This window comes from Sphingomonas sp. LR59 (assembly GCF_036855945.1).
Classification (GTDB): Bacteria; Pseudomonadota; Alphaproteobacteria; order Sphingomonadales; family Sphingomonadaceae; genus Sphingomonas.
Genome location: NZ_JASPFL010000001.1, coordinates 2394059 through 2417475, shown reverse-complemented (window position 1 = coordinate 2417475; position 23417 = coordinate 2394059). Strand labels below are relative to the sequence as shown.

Here is a 23417-nt window from a genome sequence, read left to right as displayed (position 1 = left end):
GGCGAGAAGCAGGGTAAGGATCATAGCGCGGCGATCACATCCTCGACCGCCCGGATGATGAGGGTAATGTCGCTATCGCGCGACAGGCGGTGGTCGCCGTCCTTGACCAGCCATGTCTGCACATCGGCTGAACGCAACAACTCGGCCAGCCGCGCGGTCCGCTGCCACGGCACGTCCGGATCGCGCTGGCCCTGGACCAGTCGGACCGGACCATCGAACGCGATCTCGCCGAACATCAGCCGGTTCGCCTCGCCCGACGACCAGAAGGCGCGGGTGTAGACAGTCGGCTCCGGGCCATAGGGGTTCTTCCGCTCGATCCGCCCGTTGCTCAGCAACGCCATCTTCTCGTCGGTGGTGAAGCCCCAGTCGGTGAAGTCGGGCGCGGGCGCAACGCCGACCAGTCCCTTGACCAGGTCAGGGCGCATCTTCGCCGCGAGCAGCATCAGCCAACCGCCCATCGACGATCCGACGAGGATCGCGGACTCCTCCACCAGCGCATCGATCATCGCCAGCACGTCGTCGCGCCAGTCGACTAGGGTCTGATCCTCGAACGCGCCCTCGCTTTGCCCGCAGCCGCCATAATCGAACCGCAGGAACGCGCGGCCCTCGGACTTCGCCCAGGCCTCCAGCGTCACCGCCTTGGTCCCCATCATATCCGACGCATAGCCCGACAGGAACACGATCGTCGGCCCGGTACCGGGGCTGTGGTGATAGGCTAGGCGAGGGCGCTCCTTGGCGGGGGGCGTCTCGGCGGGTGTGGCGGCGGCGGGGGCGATATCGGTCATGCCGCCATCCTTAGCCGCGCGTCACGGACGGAGAAAGTCGTCCAATGCAGCCTGGAACGCGACAGGCTGATCGAGCATCACGAAGTGCGCCGCATCGCCGATATCGACGAAGGTGACGTGCGGCGCAGTGGCATAGGCCTTCCGATAGAGCGCGTCGGCAACCGGTTTGGTCGGCCCCACCGAGTTCCACGGATAGACCAGCGTGATCGGCGCCGCGATCGACGCCATGGCGGGACGCAGGTCGGTGGTCAGATCCTCGTACATCGCCTGCGCCGAGACGCGCGCATCCGCCTTGGCCGCCCACTCGGCAACGGTCGTCCGCGACGCGGGCTTCAGCGCCATGCGCGCGGCAAGCGCTTCGTTCGCCGCCACGTTCGCCGGCTTGCCATACGCCGCGGCCATACCCGCGCGCATCGCCTTAGCCTGCGGTTCGAGCGCCGCCACGGTGGCACCGGGCGCAAAGATTTCGCCGATATACGGGAGCGAATCGACGATCATCAGCTTGCCGACCGCATCCGGGTGCGTCTTGGCCAGCATCAGCGCGACCAGGCCGCCCATCGAGTGGCCGACGATGGCGGGCTTGCCGAGCTTCGACTGGGCGATCAGCGTGTGCAGATCGGCGACGATCCCGTCGAGGATACCCGGCGACAGGTTTGCGCGCGGATCGTCGCCGCCGAAGCCGTTGACCTGCACGACATACACTTGATGCGTCTTGGCGAGCGTTGGCACCACGCCGTCCCACACCGCGCGCGGCGAGGAGAGGCCGGGAATGAGGATCACCGGCGTGCCCTTGGCGACCTTCTGCAATGGGCCGACAGTCTGGACGGAGATGTGGGGCATCGTCGTTTCGACCGACGCCTGCGCCGTGCCGGAGGCAGCCTGCGCATGGCTCGCGCCTGGATGCAAAACGATCATCAGCGTGACGGCGGTGGCGGCAAGCCGAGCTTTGAGATGCGAGATCATGTCACAGGCTCCTTCGACGGGCTGGTGAAGATATCCTCGATGGCGAGGTCGAACAGTTCGGCGATCTTGAATGCGAGCGGCAGCGACGGGTCATAGCGCCCCGTCTCGATCGCATTGACGCTCTGCCGCGAGACTTCGAGGCGCTCGGCCAAGTCGCCCTGGCTCCAGTCGCGCTCGGCACGCAAAACTTTCAAGCGGTTCTTCATGCCTCGCGGCGCATCGTGACGATATTATAGCCCCAGCCGATCCACAGCCCGGCGAACCACAGCACTGCCGCGTAATAAGCGGGGATGTGCGGCACCAGCCCGAAGCCTTCGAGAAAGCCCCATGCGGTCATCACGCTCAGCATGAACCCGCTCGCGACCAGCGACTGGCGGATCATCAGCATACGCAGATATTCGTCGGTTTCCTCGACGATATAGCGGCCGAGCACGAGGAAGATGCCGATCAGCGGCAGGGCCGGCAGCAGCGCCGCGACATAGGCGATCGGTCCGTGCACCGAGCCATGTACGAACAGATAGATCGTCGCGAACAACAAGGCTGCGTAGACGAGACTGAGTAGCATGACGCGGCGGTTGTAACGGCGGATGGCGGGATTCGTGAGCATGGAAAGCGTCCTTTCGAATCAGTAAAGGAGGCTTGTCATTGCAGACGTATAGAGTCAATGACGCTTTACAAGTGATCTCGATCCTCCCCCGCCAGGGGGAGGTGGCACCGAAGGTGACGGAGGGGAGGACACGGAACCGAGGTTGGCGCTGGCCTCCCCATCCGTCTGGCAAGCGCCAGCCACCTCCCCCTGGCGGGGGAGGATCGATGAGACGACCTCGCGCCTCGCGTCAGATGATGAATTCGACCGTCTTCATCTGCGTCTGATCCGCCGCGACCGCGCCGCGCTTCTCGACCATCTGGCGGTGCAATTCGGCGACCGTGTCGCTGCCGCGCGTCTTGCACAGCGCCGGCACGAGAGCATGGACCAGCGCGCCGAGCCCGCCCTTGATCATCGTCAGCCCGAAGCGTCCGGCGACGCCGAAATGCTCGGCATAGCTCTCGCCGACGGTGGCGGGGTGGTCGAGGAACAGGCGGCGAAACATCGGCAGTCTCCTGCTTGCTCTATATCAGGCGGCGGCCAAGGCGTCGACCATGCCCGCCGCCAGCACGCTCAGCGAGTCGTCTCGTGCGCCCATCACGACGATCCGGTCGCCCGGCCGTGCCTCGGCCACCAGCGCGGCGGCCGCCTCCGCACGGTCGGCGATGTGCCGCGCGTCGCGACCGCCCTCGACGATTTGCGCGACGATGTCGGCGCTAGTGACTTCCCGCGCGACCGTCCCGCCATAATAGGCGGGGTCGGGGAGCACGAGCACATCGTCCTCCGCCATCCGCTCGACGAACGTGGCGACGAGTTCGCGGCCCATCACCTTCAGCGGGCCATAGCCATGCGGCTGGAAGAACAGCAGCAGCCGGCCGGGAAACGCGTGGAGCGTGTCGAGCGTCGCGGCGATCTTGTCCGGGTTGTGCCCGAAATCGTCGATCACCGCGACCCCGCCGGCCTCGCCGACCAGATCGAAGCGTCGCCGCAGGCCAGTGAACCCCGCGATCGCCTTCACCGCATCGGCCAGCGACACATCCGCCGCCATCACTGCCCCGATCGCGGCGAGCGCGTTCGACACGTTATGCCGACCCGGCACTGCCAGCTTCACCGGCGTCCGCACGCCGCGCGACACGAGATCGAAGCGGATCGCGAACGGTTCGGGCTTGAGGTTTTCGGCACGTAGATCGGCCGAAGCGTCGATCGCGAACGTCGTGACCTGACCGCGCGGGAGCCGCGAGGCGAGCGCGGCCGCGTCGGGATCGTTGGCGTTCACCACCGCCGTCTCGGCCTTCGCGATGAAGTCCCCGAACAGCACGCGCAGTTCCTCCAGCGACTTGTGGTCGAGGCTGACGTTGTTGAGCACCGCGATCTTCGGCGCATAGGCTGCGATTGATCCGTCGCTCTCGTCGACCTCGCTGACGAACGCCTCGCCCTCACCAACCAGCGCACTCGCGAACGGTGCGTCGGGGGTCGCGAAGTTCTTCATCACCGCGCCGTTCATCACCGTCGGATCGCGCCCGACCGCATGCAGGATCCAGCCGATCATGCCCGTGACGGTCGACTTGCCGCTCGTCCCCGCCACCCCGACCGGCAACCGGCTGTCGTTGAACAGCGACGCCAGCATCGCCGCGCGGGTCGAGCGGGTGCAGCCGAGCGCGTCTGCTGCGATCATGTCGGGCACGGTAGCCTCGATCGCAGCGGAGGCAATAACGAGCTGGTCGGCCGAGACGATCCCGCTGCCATCCTGCGGGAACAGCGCGACGCCCTTCGCCGCGAGGTCGTCGAACTTGGCGGGCACGCGGCCCTGGTCGAGGCTGCGGTCGGAGCCGGCGACGGTCGCGCCGCGGCCCGCGAGGATCATCGCGAGCGGCATCATGCCGGATCCGCCGATGCCGACGAAGAAACAGGGTTTGCTGATATCCATGCCGCCGCGATATGGGCGGTTTGGTAACGGGGCAAGGTCGGGAACACGAACAATGCGCATCGGTGTCCTCGCCGCGTCGAGCCGGACCAATCCCGCGGCGATTGCAAAAATGACCGCTTACGCGGCGACTGCGTTTCCTGAGGTCGAACTCGTCTTCCATCCGCAATGCTTGGAGACCGACGGCCATTTCGCGGGCTCCGACTTTCGCCGCGCGGCTGCGTTTCTCGAATACGCCAACGATCCGGCATTCGACGCGCTCTGGTTCCTGCGCGGCGGCTATGGCGCGAACCGCATCCTCGCGATGGTCATGCCCGAACTCGGCCGCGCGGCGAGTCACAAGACGTATCTCGGCTATTCCGATGTCGGCTTCCTCCTCGGCGCACTCTATGCCCGCAGGGTTGGCCGACCGGTCCACGGTCCGATGGTCAGCGACATCAACCGCCACGACGGCGAGGCGACGGTCGCGCGGTCGCTCGGCTGGATGGTGCGCGGCGATCGCGAGGGACTTGAGCCTGGGCTGGATGGGCGTCCTTCAGCGGCGTTCAACCTCAGCATCCTGACCTCGCTGATCGGCACACCGTGGCTGCCCGATCTCACCGATCACGTCCTGATCGTCGAGGAGGTGTCGGAGCCGATGTACGCGATCGACCGCATGCTCTTCAAAGTCGCCAACGCCACGCAGTTGAAGGGTATCGCGGGGTTGCGGCTCGGCGCGGTGACCGCGGTGCAGGAGAACGATCCGCCATGGGGCGAAACGCTGGATTACATGATGGTCCGCTGGTCGCGTGACATGGGCGTGCCGTATCTCGGGCGGGCGGAGATCGGCCACACGCAGGCCAACCGGGTGGTGCCGTTCGGGTTGGTTTGAGGGGGAATTACTCAGCAATGCTTTGTCACCCCACGCGACTCCGTCACCACGCTAAGACCCCGTCACCCCAGCGAAAGCTGGGGTATCCCTGTTGGCGGACGTCGCGGCTCGAACCGGGAGATCCCAGCTTTCGCTGGGATGACGGTTTTTATTGGTGGCAGCGGATGGCGCATGAATTCGTGCGTTTCACCTCGCCGTCGGATCGATCACCTGCATCCCCCCGAACCGCACCTTCGGTTGCCCCGGCACCGTATAGCTCTCCGCCACCTGATTCACCGCCCAAGCACGCAGATTCGCCACGACCTCGACCCGCTGCAACCGATCCCGCTCACGCATGAACACGACCAGATCGTCGCGCCGGTTGCAGTCGCGCGCGTCGGTTGTCGCGCACGGCGAATACAGGATCGCCAGCGCCACGATCTTCCCGCCTGGATCGAGCACTGCTGCACCCTTCTCAGGACAACTATGCGCCCGGCACGCGGTGAAGCGGTACAGCGCCCCGATCCGCGTCGGTTCGTCGGGTGGCCCGTGCAGCACCTCGATCTGCTGATCCGCGACATCGCCGTTCGCATAAAGGTACGACGCCTTGCGCTTGCCGATGAGCCGCCGGACTGACGCCGTGAACGCTGGCGCCATGACCAACTGGTTCGTATCGCGGCACGCCGCCAACCTCGTCGGCGCGCAGGTCGCAGCAGGGCCAGCAGCAGGACCCGCAGCGGCGGACAGCATCATCACCAAACCCAGCATCGCACTCTCCCATAGCGCCCAGCCACTCCCCAGTCCGGCGCATGTCCGTCTGGAGTAGCCCTGTGCGCGTATCGTCTTATATACACGCCGTGCGCGGATCGGTCCGCGCGCGTCACCCCGAGAGAAAGTCTCCCATGTCCGCAATGTTCCGAATCACGCTGCCCGACGGTTCCGTCCGCGAGGTTGCGCCCGGGACTACCCCCGCGGATGTCGCCGCGGCGATCGGCCCCGGCCTCGCCAAGGCCGCGCTCGCCGCACGGATCGACGGTCAGGTGCGCGATCTCAACCGGCCGTTCGAAGGGGACACGCAGCTTGCCCTCGTCACCGCGCGCGACGAGGCCGACGCGCTCGAACTCGTCCGCCACGATCTCGCGCACGTCATGGCGGAGGCGGTCCAGCACCTGTTCCCCGGTACGCAGATCACCTTCGGCCCGGCGACCGATGACGGCTTCTATTACGATTTCGCCCCCAAGGATCGTCCCTTCACCGACGAGGACCTCCCCGCGATCGAAGCCGAGATGCGCGCGATCATCGCCCGCAACGAGCCGTTCCAGCGCGAGGTCTGGTCGCGCCAGCAGCTGATCGACCGCTGGACGCAGCAGGGCGAGAGTTTCAAGGCCGAATGGGCCGCCGAACTGCCCGAGGGCGAGGAACTGACGATCTATCGCCAGGGCGAGTGGCTCGACATGTGCCGCGGCCCGCACATGGCCTCGACCGGCAAACTCGATCCGGCCGCGTTCAAGCTGACGCGCGTGTCGGGCGCGTATTGGCGTGGCGACCAGAAGAACGCGATGCTCAGCCGCATCTACGGCACCGGCTGGCTCAACAAGAAGCAGCTCGACGCGCATCTGCTGCGGATCGAGGAGGCGGCCAAGCGCGACCACCGTCGCATCGCGCAGGAAATGGACCTGTTCCATCTCCAGTCCGAAGCGCAGGGCTCGGTGTTCTGGCATCCCAAGGGCTGGGTGATGTGGCGCCAGCTCGAGGCGTATATGCGCCGCAAGCTCGACGCCGCGGGCTATGCCGAGATCAAGACGCCGCAGCTGATGGATGCCAAGCTGTGGGAGGCGTCGGGCCATTGGGGCAAGTTCCGCGAGAACATGTTCGTGGTCCCCGACGAGGTGCCCGGGATCGATCCGAACGCCCCCGTGCTGACCGGCAAGGGCGACCTGATGGCGCTGAAGCCGATGAACTGCCCCGCGCACGTCCAGGTCTTCCGCCAGGGGATCAAGTCGTACCGCGACCTGCCGCTGCGGCTCGCCGAGTTCGGTTGCTGCCACCGCAACGAGCCGCACGGCGCGCTGCACGGCATCATGCGCGTCCGCCAGTTCACGCAGGACGACGCGCACATCTTCTGCACGTCCGAGCAGATCGTCGCCGAGACGCGCGCGTTCTGCGAATTGCTCGACGCGGTGTACCGCGACCTGGGCTTTGCCGATTACATGGTGAAGCTGGCGTTGCGCCCCGACAATCGCGCCGGCGACGACGCGCTGTGGGACCGCGCCGAGGGCGATCTCCGCGAAGCACTGAAGCTTGCCGGGCTGATGGAGGATCGCTTCCAGTTCGAGGAGCTGCCGGGCGAGGGGGCGTTCTACGGTCCGAAGCTCGAATTCCACCTGACCGACGCGATTGGCCGGACGTGGCAGTGCGGGACGTTGCAGCTCGATTACGTGCTGCCCGAGCGACTCGACGCGTCGTACGTGGGCGCGGATGGCGAGCGGCATCGCCCGGTCATGCTTCATCGCGCCATTCTCGGCACGTTCGAGCGCTTCCTCGGCATCCTGATCGAGCATCACGCCGGCCGTTTTCCGCTCTGGCTTGCGCCGGTGCAGGCGGTCGTCGCGACGATCGTGTCGGATGCCGACGACTATGCCGCCGAGGTCGCGGCCAAGCTGAAGGCCGCTGGGATCCGCGTCGAGACCGATCTCCGCAACGAGAAGATCAACTACAAGGTGCGCGAGCACAGCCTGGCGAAGGTGCCGAACCTGCTGGTCGTCGGCAAGCGCGAGGCCGAGGAGGGCAAGGTCGCGCTGCGCACGCTCGGCAGCCAGGCCCAGACCATCCTGACGCTCGACGAGGCGATCGCGCGTCTTGCGGACGAGGCCCGCGCACCCGATATGTGATCCAACGGGGCTGGCTTTCCGAGCGCGGGTTTCTGCGCTATACGCCAGCCCAAATATTGTCAGAAACTTCAGGAGCAAACCCCATACGTCCTCCCACGATGCGCCGGCCGATGCAGACGCCCGCAATGAACGGCCCGCGATTCAACGAATTCATCCAGAGCCAGAAGGTCCGCGTGATCGATCACGAGGGCGAGAATCTGGGCGTGATGTACACGCGCGAAGCGATCGAGCAGGCAGCCGAGCATGGCCTCGACCTGGTCGAAGTGTCGCCTAACGCTGATCCGCCCGTCGCCAAGTTCCTCGATGTCGGCAAGTTCAAGTACGAGGCGCAGAAGAAGGCGAACCTCGCACGCAAGTCGCAGAAGACGCAGGAGATCAAGGAGATCAAGATGCGTCCGAATATCGACGACCACGACTACGACACGAAGATGAAGAAGGTGAACGACTTCATCGGCGAGGGCGACAAGGTCAAGATCACGCTGCGTTTCCGCGGTCGCGAGCTTAGCCATGGCCAGCTTGGCATGAACCTGTTGAAGCGCGTCCAGGACGACGTCGCGGAGATCGCCAAGATCGAGGCGTACCCGCGCATGGAAGGTCGCCAGATGCTGATGGTGCTCGCACCGAAGTAAGCTGCACCGCCGCCGATCAGGGTGCGCAGGCTATGAGGCCGGTTCGACAGGGGTCGGACCGGCCTTTTTCGTGTCTGCATCGCTCCCGGACATCCGGGCGGTAGCGGAAGCGCCACTCAGCCCCTAGATTCCGGTCAATGTCCGCTCCCAATTCCCCCGACCGTTTCAACGAAGACAAATCCACCTTCGCCGTCCGCGGCGGCGGGGAGGCGCCCGATCTCGCGGCGGGCGTGGCCGCGATCCGCAACGTGCTCGATACGCTGCCGATCCGCCCCGGCGTCTACCGCATGCAGGACGCGCGCGGCGACGTGCTCTACGTCGGCAAGGCGCGCGCGCTGCGGAACCGGGTCGCCAACTATGTCCAGGTCGAGCGGCTGACGAAGCGTCTCCAGCGGATGGTGTCGCAGACCCGGTCGATGACGATTGTCACCACCAACAACGAAGCCGAGGCGCTGCTGCTCGAATCGCAGCTCATCAAACGCTATCGCCCGGCCTACAACGTGCTGCTGCGCGACGATAAGAGCTTCCCCTTCATCCTCCTGCGCGACGACCACGCCTTTCCGCGCGTCCAGAAGCACCGCGGCGCGCGCCGGGCCAAGGGCAATTACTACGGGCCGTTCGCCAGCGCCGGGTCGGTCAACAACACGCTCAACGCGCTCCAGAAACTGTTCCTCCTGCGCAGCTGCACCGACAGCTTCTTCAAGACCCGCGACCGGCCGTGCCTGTTGTATCAGATCAAGCGCTGCTCGGCGCCGTGCGTCGGCCGCATCGACGAGGCCGCGTACCGGGAACTGACCGAGGATGCGAAGGCGTTCCTCGGCGGCAAGTCGACCGGCGTGCAGGCGAAACTCGGCGCGCAGATGCAGGCCGCGGCGGAGAACATGGACTTCGAACTCGCGGCGTTGCTCCGCGACCGTCTCCGCGCGCTGACGTTCATCCAGGGCACGCAGGCGATCAACGCGGAGGGCGTCGGCGACGCGGACATCTTCGCGATGGCCTGCAAGGACGGCCTCATCGGCATCCAGGCGTTCTTCATTCGCGGCGGCCAGAACTGGGGGCATCGCAGCTTCTTCCCGCAGCACACCAACGACGTTCCCGAGGACGAGGTGCTCACCAGCTTCCTCGGCCAGTTCTACGAGGACGTGCCGCCGCCCAAGCAGATCCTGCTCGACCGCGAATTGCCGGAGGGCGCGCTGCTGGTCGAGGCGTTGGGCGAACGTGCCGGCTACAAGGTCGCGATCCAGGTCCCGCAGCGCGGCGATCGCCGCCGCCTGATGGACCAGGCCACGCGCAACGCGGTCGAGGCGATCGAGCGGCGCCAGGCCGAATCGACGACGCAGGCGAAACTCCTGCGCGAAGTCGCCGACCTGTTCGATCTCCCGGAGCCCCCGCAGCGGATCGAGATCTACGACAACAGCCATATCCAGGGCACCGCGGCGACCGGCGCAATGGTTGTCGCCGGGCCTGAGGGCTTCCGCAAAGGCCAGTATCGAAAGTTCAACATCAAGAACAAGGATACCGCGCCGGGCGACGATTTCGCGATGATGCGCGAGGTCTTCACCCGGCGCTTCTCGCGCGCGCAGGCCGAGGACCCCGATCGGGATTCGGGAGACTGGCCGGATCTGGTGCTGATCGACGGCGGCAAGGGCCAGCTCAACACGGTCAAGGCCGCGCTCGAGGAGATTGGCGTCGAGGACGTGTGCCTGGTCGGCATCGCCAAGGGGCCCGAGCACGGCCGCGACGGCCGCGAGGTGTTCCACATGCTCGACGGCCGCGAGTTCCAGCTCCCCGTCAACGCGCCGGTCCTGTTCTACCTCCAGCGCCTCCGCGACGAGGTCCACCGCTTTGCGATCGGCGTCCACCGCGACAAGCGCAGCAAGGCGATCGGCGCGAGCCCGCTCGACGAGGTCCCCGGCATCGGTCCGGCGCGGAAGAAGGCGCTGCTGATGCACTTCGGCACCGGCCGCGCGGTCCGCAATGCCAGCTTGCAGGATCTGCAACAGGCGCCCGGCGTGTCCGCTGGCGTCGCGCAACAGGTGTATGATTTCTACCATTCGCGCTGATCGGTGGCCTCGGCGACGCTCGCGGCCTGCGATCGTAAGGAAACGAAACCTGATCTTCATTATCCTCGGATAGAGAGGGCGCAGTGACCACGCCCGTCTTCCTGACTATTGATACGGAGTTCGCGTGGCGGCATCACGTCGCCGGGCTCGACTGCGACGCGATTTACGCGCGGTCGCTTGAGCCGGCCGGCGTCGGGCTAGCCTATCAACTGGGCGAACTCGCGCGGCACGATCTGAAAGCGTGTTTCTTTGTCGATCCGATGCCCGGCATCACCTTCGGCCTGGCTCCCATTCGTCGCATGATCGAGACGATCCTAGACGCGGGGCAGGAGGTCCAGCTTCACCTTCACCCCAACTGGACGACCGCGAAAGCCGGTGACCGCGGTGTCGCGCACGACCGGTTCTCGCTGTTCGACTATAGCCTGGCCGAGCAGACCGATCTGCTCGTGCGCGCCACTGAATTGCTGGTCGAGGCAGGAGCACCGCATCCGATCGCCTTCCGCGCCGGCAGCTATGCCGCCAATGACGACACGTTGACCGCGCTCGCGGCACTCGGGTTCAGCTACGACAGCAGCCATAACGGCTCGGAAGCCCCGGGAATGAGCCGCATCTCGCTGCCTGCGCAGCAGATCTCCCCGGTCCGCCGTGCGCAGGACAAGGGCGTGATCGAAGTACCCGTCACCGTGATCGAGGACCGGCGCGACAAGATCCGCACCTTCCAGCTCTGCGCGCTGTCGGCTGGTGAGACCTATGACGCGCTGGAGCATGCCGCGGTGTCGGGGCATGCGGTGGTCACCATCGTCAGCCACGGCTTCGAACTGGCGAACCGGAGCGGCACGCGGCCCAACGCGGTCCATGTGCGGCGCTTCACGGCGTTGTGCGGGATGCTGTCGGAGATGCGCGAAGTGTTGCCGACTCATCATTTCGCGGATCGGCCGCCGCTCGCGCTCGATCGCGCGGATACGCCGCTCGCGCCCGACCAGTTGCGGACCCGCTGGCGGCAGGCCGAACAGCTCTGGTCGAACTGGGTCGAGGAACGGCCGCGATCGCGCGGGCTGTAATGGGAGATGGTGCGGTTCGCCGCCTGCCGCTGAAGTTCCAGATTGGCGCCCGGACCCTCGCGACCATTCCCCGGCGCCTTGTGCGCGTGTCGTTTTCGCTCGACGCCGTGCTCGCGCCGACATCACCGACCCTGCCGCCGCTGCCCGACGATGCCGATGGATATCTGGTGACGTCGTTGCCCGAACCGATGCCAGAACTGATGCTCGCCGGTCTCGATCGCCACGGCCTGCTCGCGTTCGTTCGGCAGCGCTATGTGCGGTATCATATCGATCTTGCGGCGGGGGAGGCGGCGTGGCTCGCGGGATTGTCCGGCAGCGCAAGGTCGGGGATCAAGCGCAAGGCGAAGAAGCTCGCCGCAGCGAATGGCGGCGCGCTCGATATTCGGCGCTATCACGATGCAGCGGCGTTCGCCGACTTCCACCCGCTCGCCCGCGCGGTGTCGGCGACGACGTATCAGGAGAAGCTGCTGGGATCGGGACTGCCCGACGATACGGCTTCGGTGCGCCATCTAGAATCGCTCGCGGCGCAGGACAGGGTGCGTGCCTGGCTGGCGTTCATTGCAGGCGTGCCGGTCGCGTATCTGTGCTGCACCGCCGACGGCGACTCGCTGTGTTACACCTATGTCGGGCATGATCCGGCGCATAACGACCTGTCGCCGGGCGCGGTTTTGCAGGTCGAGGCGATGCGCGCGCTGTTCGCGGAGAAGCGGTTCGCACGGTTCGACTTCACCGAGGGGAAGGGCAGCATAAGCGGCAATTCTCGACCGGGGGGACGGCGTGCGTCGATGTGCTGCTGTTGCGGCCAACGCTGGCGAACCGCGTAACGGTGATGGCGCTGCAGACGTTCGACCGTGTGATCGCGACGGCCAAACGCGCTGCAACGCATCCGGCCTTGGCCACGCTCGCAAAGAAGATCCGGCGCTGATCGTCTCCCCATCCTGAGGTAGAGAGGGGTGGAGACCTTTTACCCTCTCCCATGCGGAGCGGGGTATAGGACCTGCATGCATCTCCGCGCAGCCGCCATCGTCGTTGCCGTCCGCCAGCACGGCGAGCACGGTGCGATCGTGCGGGCGCTGACCCGCAACGATGGCATCCAGCCCGGCTACGTCCGCGGCGGGCGATCGCGCGCGATGCGACCGGTGCTGTTGCAGGCGAACGTCATCCAGGGCGAATGGCGCGCGCGGACCGGCGAGCAACTCGCCTCGCTGACCGCCGAGCTGATCCATAGCCGCGCGCAGATGCACGGTGAGCCGCTGGCGGCGGGCGCACTCGAATGGGCCACCGCGCTGACCGCCGCCGCGCTGCCCGAAGCGCAGCCTTATCCGCACATTCACGATGCGCTCGAAGGGGTACTCGGCGCGATCGAGGCGGCACCGTCCGCGCGTGGCTGGGCGGCCGCGCTGGTCCGATACGAATTATTGGTGCTCGCCGAACTCGGTTTCGGGCTCGACCTCGATCGCTGTGTCGCGAGCGGCACCGAGGAGGATCTCGGCTTCGTCAGCCCTAAAAGCGGCGCGGCGGTCTCGCGTGGGGCGGCGTTCGGCTATGAGGCCAAGCTGCTCAGATTGCCGCCCTTCCTTCTCACCGGTGGCGAGGCTGCGTGGTCCGACATCTTCGACGGCCTGCGACTGACCGGCCATTTCCTCGCCCGCGATATCCTCGTCGACCGTCGCGCCGACCCGTTGGCGGCGCGCGACCGGCTGGTCGATCGACTGAAAAGGGCGGTTGCGTGAGCGTGCACCGCCCGGCAAGGGCCGCGCAGGAGGAACGTACATGCCCTTGATCGCGATACTGGCCGGCGACGGCATCGGACCCGAAGTCACCGCGGAAGCGCGGCGGGTGCTCGATACGCTCGGCCTCGACCTCAGCTACGAAGAGGGCCTGGTCGGCGGTGCCGCGTACAAGGCCGCGGGCCATCCGCTGCCGCCCGAGACGCTCGACCTCGCCCGCCGCGCGGATGCCATCCTGTTCGGGGCGGTCGGCGATCCGGACTGCGATGCGCTCGAACGCCAGTTCCGCCCCGAGCAAGCCATTCTCGGCCTGCGCAAGGACCTCGGCCTGTTCGCGAACCTGCGTCCTGCCAAGCTGTTCGCCGGCCTGGAGGACGCGTCCGCGCTTCGCCCCGAGATCGCCCGGTCGATCGACATGGTCATCGTCCGCGAGCTGACCGGCGACGTGTATTTCGGCGCGAAGGGTATCCGCACCACCGCCGACGGCCTGCGCGAGGGCCATGACGAGATGCGCTACGACGAGACCGAGATCGCACGCATCGCCCGCGTCGGCTTCGAGACCGCACGCACCCGAAAGGGCAAGCTGTTGTCGGTCGACAAGGCCAATGTGCTGGAGACTTCGCAGCTCTGGCGCGACGTCGTCATCGAGGTTTCGGCCGACTATCCCGACGTCGTGCTCAGCCACATGTACGTCGACAATGCGGCGATGCAGATGGTCCGCAACCCGGGCCAGTTCGATGTGATCGTCACAGGCAATCTGTTCGGCGACATCCTGTCCGACGAGGCGTCGATGTGCGCAGGCTCGATCGGCATGCTGCCGTCCGCCGCGCTCAACGGCTCGAACAAGGGCATGTACGAGCCGATCCATGGCAGCGCGCCCGATATCGCCGGGCAGGGCAAGGCCAATCCGTGCGCGGCGATCCTGTCCGCGGCGATGATGCTGCGCCACTCGCTCGATCTGCCCGAAGCGGCCGACCGGATCGAGGCAGCGGTCGCCGCCGCGATCCTCAAGGGCGCGCGCACCCCTGACCTCGGCGGCACGCTGTCGACCTCGGCGATGGGCGACGCCGTTCTCGCCGAACTCGGCTGAGCCTGTGATCGCGGACCTTCTCGAACTTGCGATCGTCATCCCGACGTTCAACGAGAAGGCCAACGTCCCGACGTTGATCGCCAAGCTCGACCAGGCGCTGGCCGGGCGTAACTGGGAAGCGATCTTCGTCGATGACGACAGTCCCGACGGCACCGCCGACGCCGCACGCGAGATCGCCCGCCTCGACAAGCGGGTGCGCGTGATCCAGCGGATCGGCCGACGCGGGCTGTCGTCGGCGTGCATCGAGGGGATGTGCGCGACGGCGGCGCCGGTCGTCGCGGTGATCGACGGAGACCTCCAGCACGACGAGACGTTGCTGCCGGCGATGCTCGACCTGTTGAAGGACAGCGAGACCGACGTAGCGATCGGCTCGCGCTTCGTCAGCGGCGGCTGCACGGGCGAGTGGGACAGCGACCGCGTCGCCAAGTCGGCGCTCGCCACCCGGATGTCGCGCCGCGTGCTGAAATGCGATCTCAACGATCCGATGAGCGGCTTCTTCATGATCCGCACCGACATCGTCCGCCGCCTCGCGCCGTCGCTGTCCGCGATCGGCTTCAAGATCCTGCTCGACCTGCTCACCGCGTCGCCGACGCCGCTGCGCTTCGTCGAGGTGCCCTACACCTTCCGCTGTCGCACCGAGGGCGAGAGCAAGCTCGATCACGTCGTTGCGATGGAATATCTGATCGCGATCTACGACCGGATGTTCGGGCGCGTCGTGCCGGTGCGGTTCGCGATGTTCTCGGCGATCGGCGTGCTCGGCGTCGGCATCCACATGGCGGTGCTGACCGCGTTGTTCGTCGGGTTCGGCACGCACTTCCTGGTCGGCGAGATCGTCGCGACGCTTGCCGCGCTCACGTTCAACTTCTTCCTTAACAACGCGCTGACCTATCGCGACCGGCGCTTGAAGGGATGGCGGCAACTGGTCGATGGCTGGGTGTCGTTCGCGGTGATCTGCTCGGTCGGCGCGGTCGCCAACGTCGGTATCGCCGCGTTCCTGTACGAGATGCGCGACGGGGCGTGGGCGGCGTCGGCGCTGATCGGTGTGCTGGTCGGCGCGGTGTGGAACTACGCGCTGTCCTCGAAATTCACCTGGGGGCGGTACTAAGCGAGGCGCCCGGCCAGCTCTCTTCGCACCCGCAAGGCTTGTCATCCCGGCTCCCCCGGCAAAGCGGCGCGCATGAAGCGCAAGACCGGCCAGGATCGTTCGATCACTCAGAATTGGCGTCCCGCGACGCGCGCTATCCGCGGCGGCACCGCCCGCAGCGAATATGGCGAGACGTCGGAGGCGTTGTTCCTCACCTCGGGCTATTGCTACGACAAAGCGGGCGACGCGGCGGCGCGCTTTGCCGGCGAGCAGGAAGGGATGACCTATTCCCGCCTGCAGAACCCAACCGTGCAGATGCTCGAGGAGCGGATCGCGCTGCTGGAGGGCGCCGAGGCGTGCCGGACGATGGCGACCGGCATGGCGGCGATGACTGCCGCGCTGCTCTGCCAGCTTCAGACCGGCGATCACCTCGTTGGTGGCCGTGCGGCGTTCGGCTCGTGCCGCTGGCTCACCGATACGCTGCTGCCGAAGTTCGGGATTGCTACGACGATCGTCGATGCGCGCGATCCGCAGGCGTTCCTCGACGCGGTCCGTCCCGAGACGAAGGTGTTCTTCTTCGAGACGCCCGCCAACCCGACGATGGACATCGCCGACCTCAAGGCGATCTGCGATATCGCGCGCGAACGCGGCATCACGACGGTGGTCGACAACGCCTTCGCCACACCGGCGTTGCAGCGGCCGATGGAGTTCGGCGCGGACGTGACCGCCTACAGCGCGACCAAGATGATGGACGGGCAGGGCCGCGTGCTCGCCGGCGCCGTCTGCGGCACCGAGGATTTCATTACCAACACGCTGCTGCCATTCACGCGCAACACCGGCCCGACGCTGTCGCCGTTCAACGCCTGGGTAGTGCTCAAGGGGCTAGAAACGCTCGACCTGCGCATCCACCGCCAGTCCGAGAACGCAATGAAGGTCGGGCAATTCCTCGAAGGCCGCGTCCCTCGCGTGCTGCATCCCTTCTTGCCGAGCCATCCGCAGCATGAGCTCGCGATGCGCCAGATGGACGCGTGCGGACCGATCTTCGCGTTCGAGGTCGAGGGACGCGAGCAGGCACACGCACTGCTCGATGGTCTCGAATTGGTCGATATCTCGAACAACATCGGCGACTCGCGCTCGCTGATGACCCATCCCGCCTCGACCACGCACGCCAGCGTATCGCCCGACAAGCAGATCGAGATGGGCGTGACCGAGGGGCTTCTCCGGATCAACGTCGGGCTCGAGGATGCGCAGGACGTGATCGACGACCTCGACCAGGCGTTGCGTCAGGCTGGCCTGTGAAGGCGCTGTTCCCCAACGCGGCGACGACCGATGGGGTGACGGTGCGCGTGTCGGTCAGCTATTTGCCCGAACAGTCCGAGCCCGAGCGTGGCCGCTGGTTCTGGGCGTATCACATCCGCCTCGAGAACGAGGGCACCGAGACCGTCCAGCTGCTCACCCGCCACTGGGTGATCATCGACGGCCGCGGCGCGCGGCATTCGGTCGAGGGCGAGGGCGTGGTCGGCGAACAGCCGGTGATCGAACCGGGCGCGAGCTTCGATTACGTCTCGGGCTGTCCGCTCGCGACGCCGTCGGGCGCGATGCAGGGCAATTACCGCATGGTCCGCGAAGATGGCGCCATCTTCGACGTCGAGATTCCCCGCTTCTCGCTCTTCGCCCCCGCGGTGCTCAACTGATGCGCCGTGCACTCATTAGAAGCGCGCGCCTCGAAGACCTCCGTCGCCTGACCTCATTCCGTCTCCCCAGCGAAAGCTGGGGTATCCCGGTTGGCGGTCGTCACGCCCGCCCCATGAATATCCCAGCTTTCGCTGGGATGACGGTTGGGGTGAAGCTGCTGGCAAAGGGGCCGGTCCAATGAAGCGCACGCATCTTCCGCTCAACGGCCTGCGCGTACTCGACGCGGCGGCGCGGCATCTGTCATTCACGCGCGCCGCGGACGAACTGGCCGTGACGCCAGCGGCGGTCGGCCAGCAGATCCGCGCGCTGGAGGATACGCTCGGCGTCGTCCTGTTCCGCCGCACCACGCGCGGGCTTGAACTGACGCCTGAGGCTGAGGCCGGTCTCGGCGCACTCCGTGGCGGATTCCTCCAGTTCGAGGAGGCCGTGCGCGCGATGCAGGCCGGGCAGTCCTCCAAGTCCCTGACGATCGCAGCCCCGCGCGACCTGACCGAGAAGTGGCTGATGCCGCGGCTCGCGCAGATCGCCGAGGCGGATCCCGAACTGCGCTTCGTGCTGATCACCGGCGACGAGAATGTCGACTTCACCGAAGCCAATCTCGATCTCGCGATCCGCTGGGGCGATGGCCCGGGCGAGCACGAGGGCGAGGCGCTCGAATCGGAGGGCATGGTGACGATCGCCAAGCCCGGCACGGATAGCGAAGCCACGATCGCATGGTCCGGTGAGGACGGCGTAGCGCTGGTCCGCGTTACCGACGCCGGGCTCGCGATCGACGCGGCGGCGGCGGGGCTCGGTCGCGCGACCGTCCCCGAACTGCTGGCGCGGCGCGATCTTGCGCAGTCCCGCGTGCGGCTGATTGGCGAGTCGCAGCCGTCGAAGGGGGTATTGGCTGGTAGCCCCGCTCCCGCAGTGGCGCCAGAAGAAGGTCCGCGCGCTCGTGGATGCCCTCACCGCGTGAGACAGCCTGGACGGAGAGCACGTCGCGCTGGAGTATCTCCGGTCCTCAAGACACGGCGGCTGCGCTTGCGGCCGCTTGTTGAGGGCGACGCGACCGCGTTGCACCCGATGCTCGCTGATGCAGAACTGATGGCGTATTCCGCAGATGGCCCTCTCGGCAGCGTCGACGACGTCCGCAGCTATCTCGCCGAGGAAGCCGCCCCCGGCAACCAACGCACCTGGGCGATCACCCGCACCGGCGACGATCGCGCGATCGGCTGGGTCTCGGGGAGCGAGGCCGATGGGGCAGGGGTGACGGAGATCGGCTTCATCCTCGCGCGAGAGGCCTGGGGGCGGGGAATCGCGCGCGAGGCGGTGTCGGCCGTGATCGACCGGTTGTTCGCGGAGGGGCGGAGTCGCGTGTTCGCCGACGCGGATACCGAGAATACCGCGTCGATCTTGTTGTTGGAGCGGCTGGGCTTTCGCCGTGAACGGCTGTTGCGCGACGAATGGGAGACGCATTTGGGTCTGCGTGACAGCCTGATCTACGGGCTCTGCGCGGATAGTTGGCAGGCGGCTGGGAGGGCTTAGCGCCGATACGCCCCGTACTGATATCCACCACCCCGGCGAAGGCCGGGGCCCAATTGGCAAGGTGGATATAACGGAGCGATATTCCCCGTTAACAGCGTTTCCCAATTGGGCCCCGGCCTCCGCCGGGGTGGTGGCACGAGTTAGTGGCTCTTCAGATAAACTAACCTACCGCGCAGCCAACAACGCCAACGCCCGTCCCATCAGTCCCGCGAACCGAACCTCGTTCACCGCATCGTCAGCCCGATGCCAGTTCCCGGTCGCCGCATACCAGCGCCCGTCCTTCGCCTGCACCAGATAGTTCAGCGTCAGGACCCCAGGCTCGCCGCCACCCTTGAACCCGACATACCCAAACCGCTTGGCGATCGCCGGATCGACCCCCGCATTGACCGCCAGCACCGCCCGCGTCGTGGCATCCGCCCCGCGCAATCGATCCAGCAGCCCCGCCATCGCCGAAGGACTCGCAAACCACTCGACGCTGTCGATCGCCACCGGCTTCCCCGCGAACACGGTCGGATCGAGCTTGGCGGTGGCAATCTTCACCGCATTGTCCACCAGCAGCGCCCGCCGCTCGTCCACCGAGCCCGCAATCCACGCCTTGGTCAGTGCCGGATCGCCCTTGAGCGCGAACATTTCCCGCGTCGTCATCACCGGCACGCTACCACCTGCCGACGCGGCAATCGCATCGACCTTCGCGCGGCCAAGCGTCGTCAGCAGCGTATCCGTCGCGGTGTTGTCGCTGATCGAGATCATCAGCGTCGCCAGCGTCTGCACCGTCACCGGCGACTCCGCCGGCCAGGTCTGCAACACGCCCGACGGCAACGATGGCGCGCTGACCTTCACGACATCCGTCCAGTGACGCTCGTCCGCAGCCACCTGCCGCGCGAGTTCCGCCAGCACCCACAGCTTGAACGCCGACCCGAGCGGTGCGGCGATATCTGCCCGGTATTCGAGGATCGGTGCAGGCTTACCCTGACCCAGCGCATACAGCCCGAACCCGCTGGCCCCCGGCAGTGCGCGAAACTCCGCTTCGACCTTCGCAAGGCTGTCGTCGCGCGCGCCCGTACCGGTAATGAGCAACCCGGTCGCGGCATGCGGCGCGGCCGGATCGAGCGCGAGACGGACGCTCGCCGTCCCGCGCGCATACCCGACGATCAGATCGGCGCTCCACGCCGACGTCGCGGTCAGCGACTCGATCTTTTCCGGCGCGCCGAGTGTCGCCTTCAGCTTCTCGACGATCGTCGCGAACTGCGCCTGCGGCACCTTCTCGCGAAAGCTTGCGGCAAAATACGCGTCATACGCGCCACGCCCGTCGAGGATCGCGACCAGCGCATCCGCCTTCGCCCGCAGCGCCGGATCCGCCACCGCACCCTGCGCAACCGCACCAACCGGCAGCAACGCCACCGCCAACGCCATCAGCCAGAGCGTGAGCCTCTGCATCAGTTCTTCAGCTTCCAACCGCTCTTCAGCAACCGATAGCAGAGTGTCGCCAGCACCACGTCGATCACCAGGATCACGATCCCGCCGATCATCACCGGCGAGTCGGCAATCCCGAGGAACCCGTAACGAAAGCCCGAGATGATGTAGAAGAACGGGTTCGCATGGCTAAACGCGCGGAACGCCGGCGCGAGCTTGTCGACCGAGTAGAACGTGCCCGACAACAGCGACAGCGGCGCGATCACGAAGTTGGTGACGGCCGCCGCATGATCGAACTTGTCCGCCCAGATCGACGTCAGCACGCCGAGCAGCGCCAGGAACACCGCGCCGAGTAACCCGAACCAGACGATCGCGAGCGGCGCGTGCGGCGTCACGTGCACGCCCGGATACAGCGCCATCGCCGCCCACACGACGATCCCGACGATCACCGCGCGAGTCACTGCCCCACCGACCAACGCCGCCAGGAGTTCACCCGTCGACAAGGGCGGCTGGAGGTAATCGACGATCGTGCCCTGCATCTTGCCGACCAGCAGCGAGAAGCTCGCATTGGCGAACGCCGGCCCCATCATGCCCTGCGCGATGATCAGCCCCGGCGCGATGAAATCGGCGAAATCGACGATCTGGCCGTCGACCGGCACCGGGCTTTTCGCGCCGGTCGCGATGGTGAAGACGATCAGAAACAGGAGGGTGGTGATCGCCGGCGCCCACACCGTCTGAAGCTGCACCTTGAAGAACCGGCGCACCTCCTTGATATAGAGGGTTCGCAATCCCTCCCAGTTCACGCTCTTTATGACGGGAACGCCGGGGGCGGAATGCACCGCCGAATGGATTTCACCGATTGGGGGCTGGCTGCTCATAGGCGTTGCGGGTAATCGCTGCCGCTTCCGCCCGCAACCCGGCTGAGCAAGACTAAGGAACGAACATGTCCTGGACCGACGAGCGCATCGAGACGCTCAAGACGATGTGGGAGGCGGGGCAGACCGCCAGCCAGATCGCCGAAGCACTGGGTGGCGTCAGCCGCAACGCCGTGATCGGCAAGGCGCATCGCCTCGAGCTGCAGGCGCGCCCGTCGCCGGTGAAGCCGAACGATCCCGAGGCGAAGGCGGCAGCTGCGGCTGCAGAGGCGTCGGCAGCGGTCGTGGCGGACGTGGCTGAGCCGGTGGCAGAGCCAGAGGTCGAGGCGCCCAAGCCCGCACCGGTCGCGCCGCCGGTCGTCGCTGCGCCAAAGTCGGCCGCACCGGTAGCGGCCGAGCCCGTCGCGGACGAGCCCGAGGATGATGAGGACGAAGACGAGGAGGAGGTTGCTCCGGCCGTCGTCGCCCCCGTCCGTGCGCCGCAGCCGATCCTGCGTTCGGTCGGCCCCGGTGGCTTCCTTCGTCAGGCTCCCGGTGAGCAGCAGCCACCGAGCACGCCGGCGCCGCCGCGTCGTCTGGTGCCCGCCAAGCCGTCGCCCGAAATGGCGAACAAGACGAGCCTGCTCGAACTGAACGACCGGATCTGCAAATGGCCGCTTGGTCATCCCGGCGAGCCCGACTTCCACTTCTGCGGCAAGGCGGTGAACCCGGGCTTCCCGTATTGCGTCGATCATTGCGGCCATGCGTACCAGGCGCAGTTGCCGCGTCGCGATCGCCGTCCGACTCCGCCGCTGCCATTCGGCGGTCCGCGGCCGAGGTGAGGCGCAGGGCGGCCTGCGCCAATTTGGCGCAGGACTCGCCCAAGCCCGGCCGGCGCGGCTTGTCCGCGTCCGACGACATGGGCTTTGCCCATGGCTAGCGTGATACAGAAAGGCAGCTTCCTCAGTGAGGTGGCGGCCTTTTTCAAACAGGCTCCACCCCGGCGGAGGCCGGGGCCCAGTTGGAAAGGTCGTGGTAACTGAGCGCCCGGCGCGTTTAACAGCGTTTCCCAACTGGGCCCCGGCCTTCGCCGGGGTGGTGGGCGTGGTTAAGGGTGAGCATCCTTACCTTGTTCTCCCGCGAAGGCGGGAGCCCGGTCTGGGTCCCCGCCTTCGCGGGGACACAAGCTTCGGTTGGTAACGGGCTGCCGAATGTGGGGAGCCTAAGTACAGCGGACAAGAATAAGGCCGCTTCCCCGTGTGAGGAAGCGGCCTTTTTCATGTCACGCTAGCCATGGGCAAAGCCCATGTCGTCGGACGCGGCGAGCCGCGCCGGCCGGGCTTGGGCGTGTCCTGCACCAGCTTGGTGCAGGCCGCCCTTCGCCTCAGAACCTAAACGCAGCCGTGGCGCGCAGGCTGTGCCAACGGAAGTCCTGCGAGTCGCGACGGAAGTCGGTGCCCGCTGCGTTGCCACGCGTGAACGGACCGCCGGTCGGGCCGCCCGAGGCGCGGACGCGGTAGTCGTTGTCCTGATACTGGTGATACTGATATTCCAGACCGACCGAGAAGTTGCGACCCAGCTTCTGCTCGATGCCGCCGCCACCGACGATGCCCCATTCCTTGCTGCCACCGTTGGTGGTGAAGGTGTTGGCGGTGTTGCCGGTCGTGAAGCTGTTGTCGATGTTGGCATAGCCGACGCCGAACGTGCCGTAGAACAGCGTCGTGTTCGCCGCATAGCCCAGGCGGCCGCGTGCCGATGCTTCCCATTTCAGGTCGCGCGTCATCGTGTAGAAGGCGGGCGTGGTGCTGAAGGCGGTGACGCTGTCGCTGATCTCGTTCTTGCCGAACTCGCCGACCACGCCGACGACGATGTTGCCGCGCTGGTAATCCGCGCCGACCCGTGCCGAATAGCCGATGCCGTCTTTGTCGCTACGGCAACCACGACCACCAGCGGCGGGCGCGGTGTTGCTGGTCGCGCGACCGTTGCAGAAGCCCGGCGAGAACGCGTTGGCGGCGGTCGCAGTCGAGATGGTGTCGCCGAAGACGCCATCCAGATTGCGATCGAATGCGATCGTCTCGCCATTGTCGTTGGGCTGCACGTCATAGCCGAACGAGCCGCCGACATAGACTCCGCTGAACGGCGCATCGTCGGTCATATCCTGTGCAGCGGCAGGTGCTGCGAAACCCAAAGCGGCAGCGCCTGCAAGCGCCACCATCATCGTCTTAGTCATATTCACTCCCGGAAACTTCATGACAGGTTTTTCATAAACGGC

Annotated in this window: 23 protein-coding genes and 1 pseudogene; 14 read left to right on the top strand and 10 right to left on the bottom strand. The window is 66.6% G+C overall.

Annotated features, from left to right (window positions below; all coding sequences use genetic code 11):
- Positions 1 to 20: 20 nt before the first annotated feature.
- From QP164_RS11235 to QP164_RS11210, 6 genes are all read right to left on the bottom strand, one after another.
- Entirely contained in the window at positions 21 to 785 is a 765-nt protein-coding gene (locus QP164_RS11235) for an alpha/beta fold hydrolase (protein WP_333923173.1), read from the bottom strand.
- 21 nt (positions 786 to 806) lie between these two features.
- On the bottom strand, positions 807 to 1748 hold the full coding sequence (locus tag QP164_RS11230) for an alpha/beta fold hydrolase (RefSeq protein ID WP_333923172.1): 942 nt from the start codon (positions 1746 to 1748) through the stop codon (positions 807 to 809).
- Positions 1745 to 1954, bottom strand: a complete 210-nt coding sequence (locus tag QP164_RS11225) for a helix-turn-helix transcriptional regulator (RefSeq protein ID WP_132735806.1) — start codon at positions 1952 to 1954, stop codon at positions 1745 to 1747. The genes QP164_RS11230 and QP164_RS11225 overlap by 4 nt, the downstream gene beginning before the upstream one ends.
- Positions 1951 to 2355, bottom strand: a complete 405-nt coding sequence (locus QP164_RS11220) for a hypothetical protein (protein WP_132735803.1) — start codon at positions 2353 to 2355, stop codon at positions 1951 to 1953. Before QP164_RS11220 ends, QP164_RS11225 begins: the two co-directional genes overlap by 4 nt.
- Positions 2356 to 2584: 229 nt before the next feature.
- Positions 2585 to 2839, bottom strand: coding sequence for a DUF6356 family protein (locus QP164_RS11215; protein ID WP_333923171.1), 255 nt, complete (start codon positions 2837 to 2839; stop codon positions 2585 to 2587).
- 24 nt (positions 2840 to 2863) lie between these two features.
- Positions 2864 to 4261, bottom strand: a complete 1398-nt coding sequence (locus QP164_RS11210; protein WP_333923170.1) for a UDP-N-acetylmuramate--L-alanine ligase — start codon at positions 4259 to 4261, stop codon at positions 2864 to 2866.
- Positions 4262 to 4313: 52 nt separating this feature from the next.
- On the opposite strand from QP164_RS11210, the gene QP164_RS11205 reads away from it, so the two are divergent.
- Entirely contained in the window at positions 4314 to 5129 is an 816-nt protein-coding gene (locus tag QP164_RS11205) for an LD-carboxypeptidase (RefSeq protein ID WP_333923169.1), read from the top strand.
- Positions 5130 to 5315: 186 nt separating this feature from the next.
- Here the strand turns inward: QP164_RS11205 and QP164_RS11200 are convergent, their stop codons facing one another.
- Positions 5316 to 5876 (bottom strand): hypothetical protein, encoded by a 561-nt coding sequence (locus QP164_RS11200; RefSeq protein ID WP_333923168.1) that lies wholly within the window; start codon positions 5874 to 5876, stop codon positions 5316 to 5318.
- Between the two features lie 134 nt (positions 5877 to 6010).
- Here QP164_RS11200 and thrS point away from each other — a divergent pair, with 134 nt between their 5' ends.
- The 12 genes and pseudogenes from thrS (at position 6011) to QP164_RS11140 (ending at position 18878) form a co-directional block, all read left to right on the top strand.
- Positions 6011 to 7999, top strand: coding sequence for a threonine--tRNA ligase (gene thrS, locus QP164_RS11195; RefSeq protein ID WP_333923167.1), 1989 nt, complete (start codon positions 6011 to 6013; stop codon positions 7997 to 7999).
- A gap of 98 nt (positions 8000 to 8097) precedes the next feature.
- Positions 8098 to 8628: a translation initiation factor IF-3 gene (infC, locus tag QP164_RS11190; protein ID WP_031396176.1), complete on the top strand. Its 531-nt coding sequence runs from the start codon at positions 8098 to 8100 to the stop codon at positions 8626 to 8628.
- Positions 8629 to 8765: 137 nt separating this feature from the next.
- On the top strand, positions 8766 to 10691 hold the full coding sequence (uvrC, locus tag QP164_RS11185; protein WP_132735786.1) for an excinuclease ABC subunit UvrC: 1926 nt from the start codon (positions 8766 to 8768) through the stop codon (positions 10689 to 10691).
- Positions 10692 to 10774: 83 nt separating this feature from the next.
- Complete coding sequence (locus QP164_RS11180) at positions 10775 to 11752, top strand: polysaccharide deacetylase (RefSeq protein WP_333923166.1); 978 nt, start codon at positions 10775 to 10777, stop codon at positions 11750 to 11752.
- Between the two features lie 86 nt (positions 11753 to 11838).
- Positions 11839 to 12576, top strand: coding sequence for a GNAT family N-acetyltransferase (locus QP164_RS11175; protein ID WP_333923165.1), 738 nt, complete (start codon positions 11839 to 11841; stop codon positions 12574 to 12576).
- Positions 12577 to 12753: 177 nt separating this feature from the next.
- Positions 12754 to 13485 (top strand): DNA repair protein RecO, encoded by a 732-nt coding sequence (gene recO / locus QP164_RS11170; protein WP_333923164.1) that lies wholly within the window; start codon positions 12754 to 12756, stop codon positions 13483 to 13485.
- A 40-nt stretch (positions 13486 to 13525) separates the two neighbouring features.
- Positions 13526 to 14572, top strand: coding sequence for a 3-isopropylmalate dehydrogenase (gene leuB, locus QP164_RS11165; protein WP_333923163.1), 1047 nt, complete (start codon positions 13526 to 13528; stop codon positions 14570 to 14572).
- A 7-nt stretch (positions 14573 to 14579) separates the two neighbouring features.
- A complete protein-coding gene (locus tag QP164_RS11160; protein WP_332754966.1) occupies positions 14580 to 15677 on the top strand; it encodes a glycosyltransferase family 2 protein in 1098 nt (365 codons plus the stop codon).
- A gap of 72 nt (positions 15678 to 15749) precedes the next feature.
- Positions 15750 to 16955, top strand: coding sequence for a trans-sulfuration enzyme family protein (locus QP164_RS11155; protein WP_333923162.1), 1206 nt, complete (start codon positions 15750 to 15752; stop codon positions 16953 to 16955).
- Positions 16952 to 17350: a Co2+/Mg2+ efflux protein ApaG gene (gene apaG / locus QP164_RS11150; RefSeq protein WP_333923161.1), complete on the top strand. Its 399-nt coding sequence runs from the start codon at positions 16952 to 16954 to the stop codon at positions 17348 to 17350. Before QP164_RS11155 ends, apaG begins: the two co-directional genes overlap by 4 nt.
- A gap of 178 nt (positions 17351 to 17528) precedes the next feature.
- Positions 17529 to 18309 (top strand): annotated as a pseudogene (locus tag QP164_RS11145) (LysR family transcriptional regulator).
- The gene (locus QP164_RS11140) at positions 18261 to 18878 is read left to right on the top strand and encodes a GNAT family N-acetyltransferase (protein WP_333923160.1); all 618 of its coding nucleotides are present in this window, start codon (positions 18261 to 18263) and stop codon (positions 18876 to 18878) included. The pseudogene QP164_RS11145 and the gene QP164_RS11140 overlap by 49 nt, the downstream one beginning before the upstream one ends.
- Positions 18879 to 19043: 165 nt before the next feature.
- On the opposite strand, the gene QP164_RS11135 is transcribed toward QP164_RS11140, so the two are convergent.
- Together QP164_RS11135 and QP164_RS11130 are read right to left on the bottom strand one after the other, a co-directional pair.
- Complete coding sequence (locus tag QP164_RS11135; protein ID WP_333923159.1) at positions 19044 to 20315, bottom strand: serine hydrolase; 1272 nt, start codon at positions 20313 to 20315, stop codon at positions 19044 to 19046.
- Positions 20315 to 21169 (bottom strand): ABC transporter permease, encoded by an 855-nt coding sequence (locus QP164_RS11130; RefSeq protein ID WP_333923158.1) that lies wholly within the window; start codon positions 21167 to 21169, stop codon positions 20315 to 20317. Before QP164_RS11130 ends, QP164_RS11135 begins: the two co-directional genes overlap by 1 nt.
- Positions 21170 to 21234: 65 nt before the next feature.
- Here QP164_RS11130 and QP164_RS11125 point away from each other — a divergent pair, with 65 nt between their 5' ends.
- Positions 21235 to 21987, top strand: coding sequence for a GcrA family cell cycle regulator (locus QP164_RS11125; RefSeq protein ID WP_333923157.1), 753 nt, complete (start codon positions 21235 to 21237; stop codon positions 21985 to 21987).
- A gap of 542 nt (positions 21988 to 22529) precedes the next feature.
- Here the strand turns inward: QP164_RS11125 and QP164_RS11120 are convergent.
- On the bottom strand, positions 22530 to 23375 hold the full coding sequence (locus QP164_RS11120; protein ID WP_332754655.1) for an outer membrane protein: 846 nt from the start codon (positions 23373 to 23375) through the stop codon (positions 22530 to 22532).
- Between the last annotated feature and the right edge of the window lie 42 nt (positions 23376 to 23417).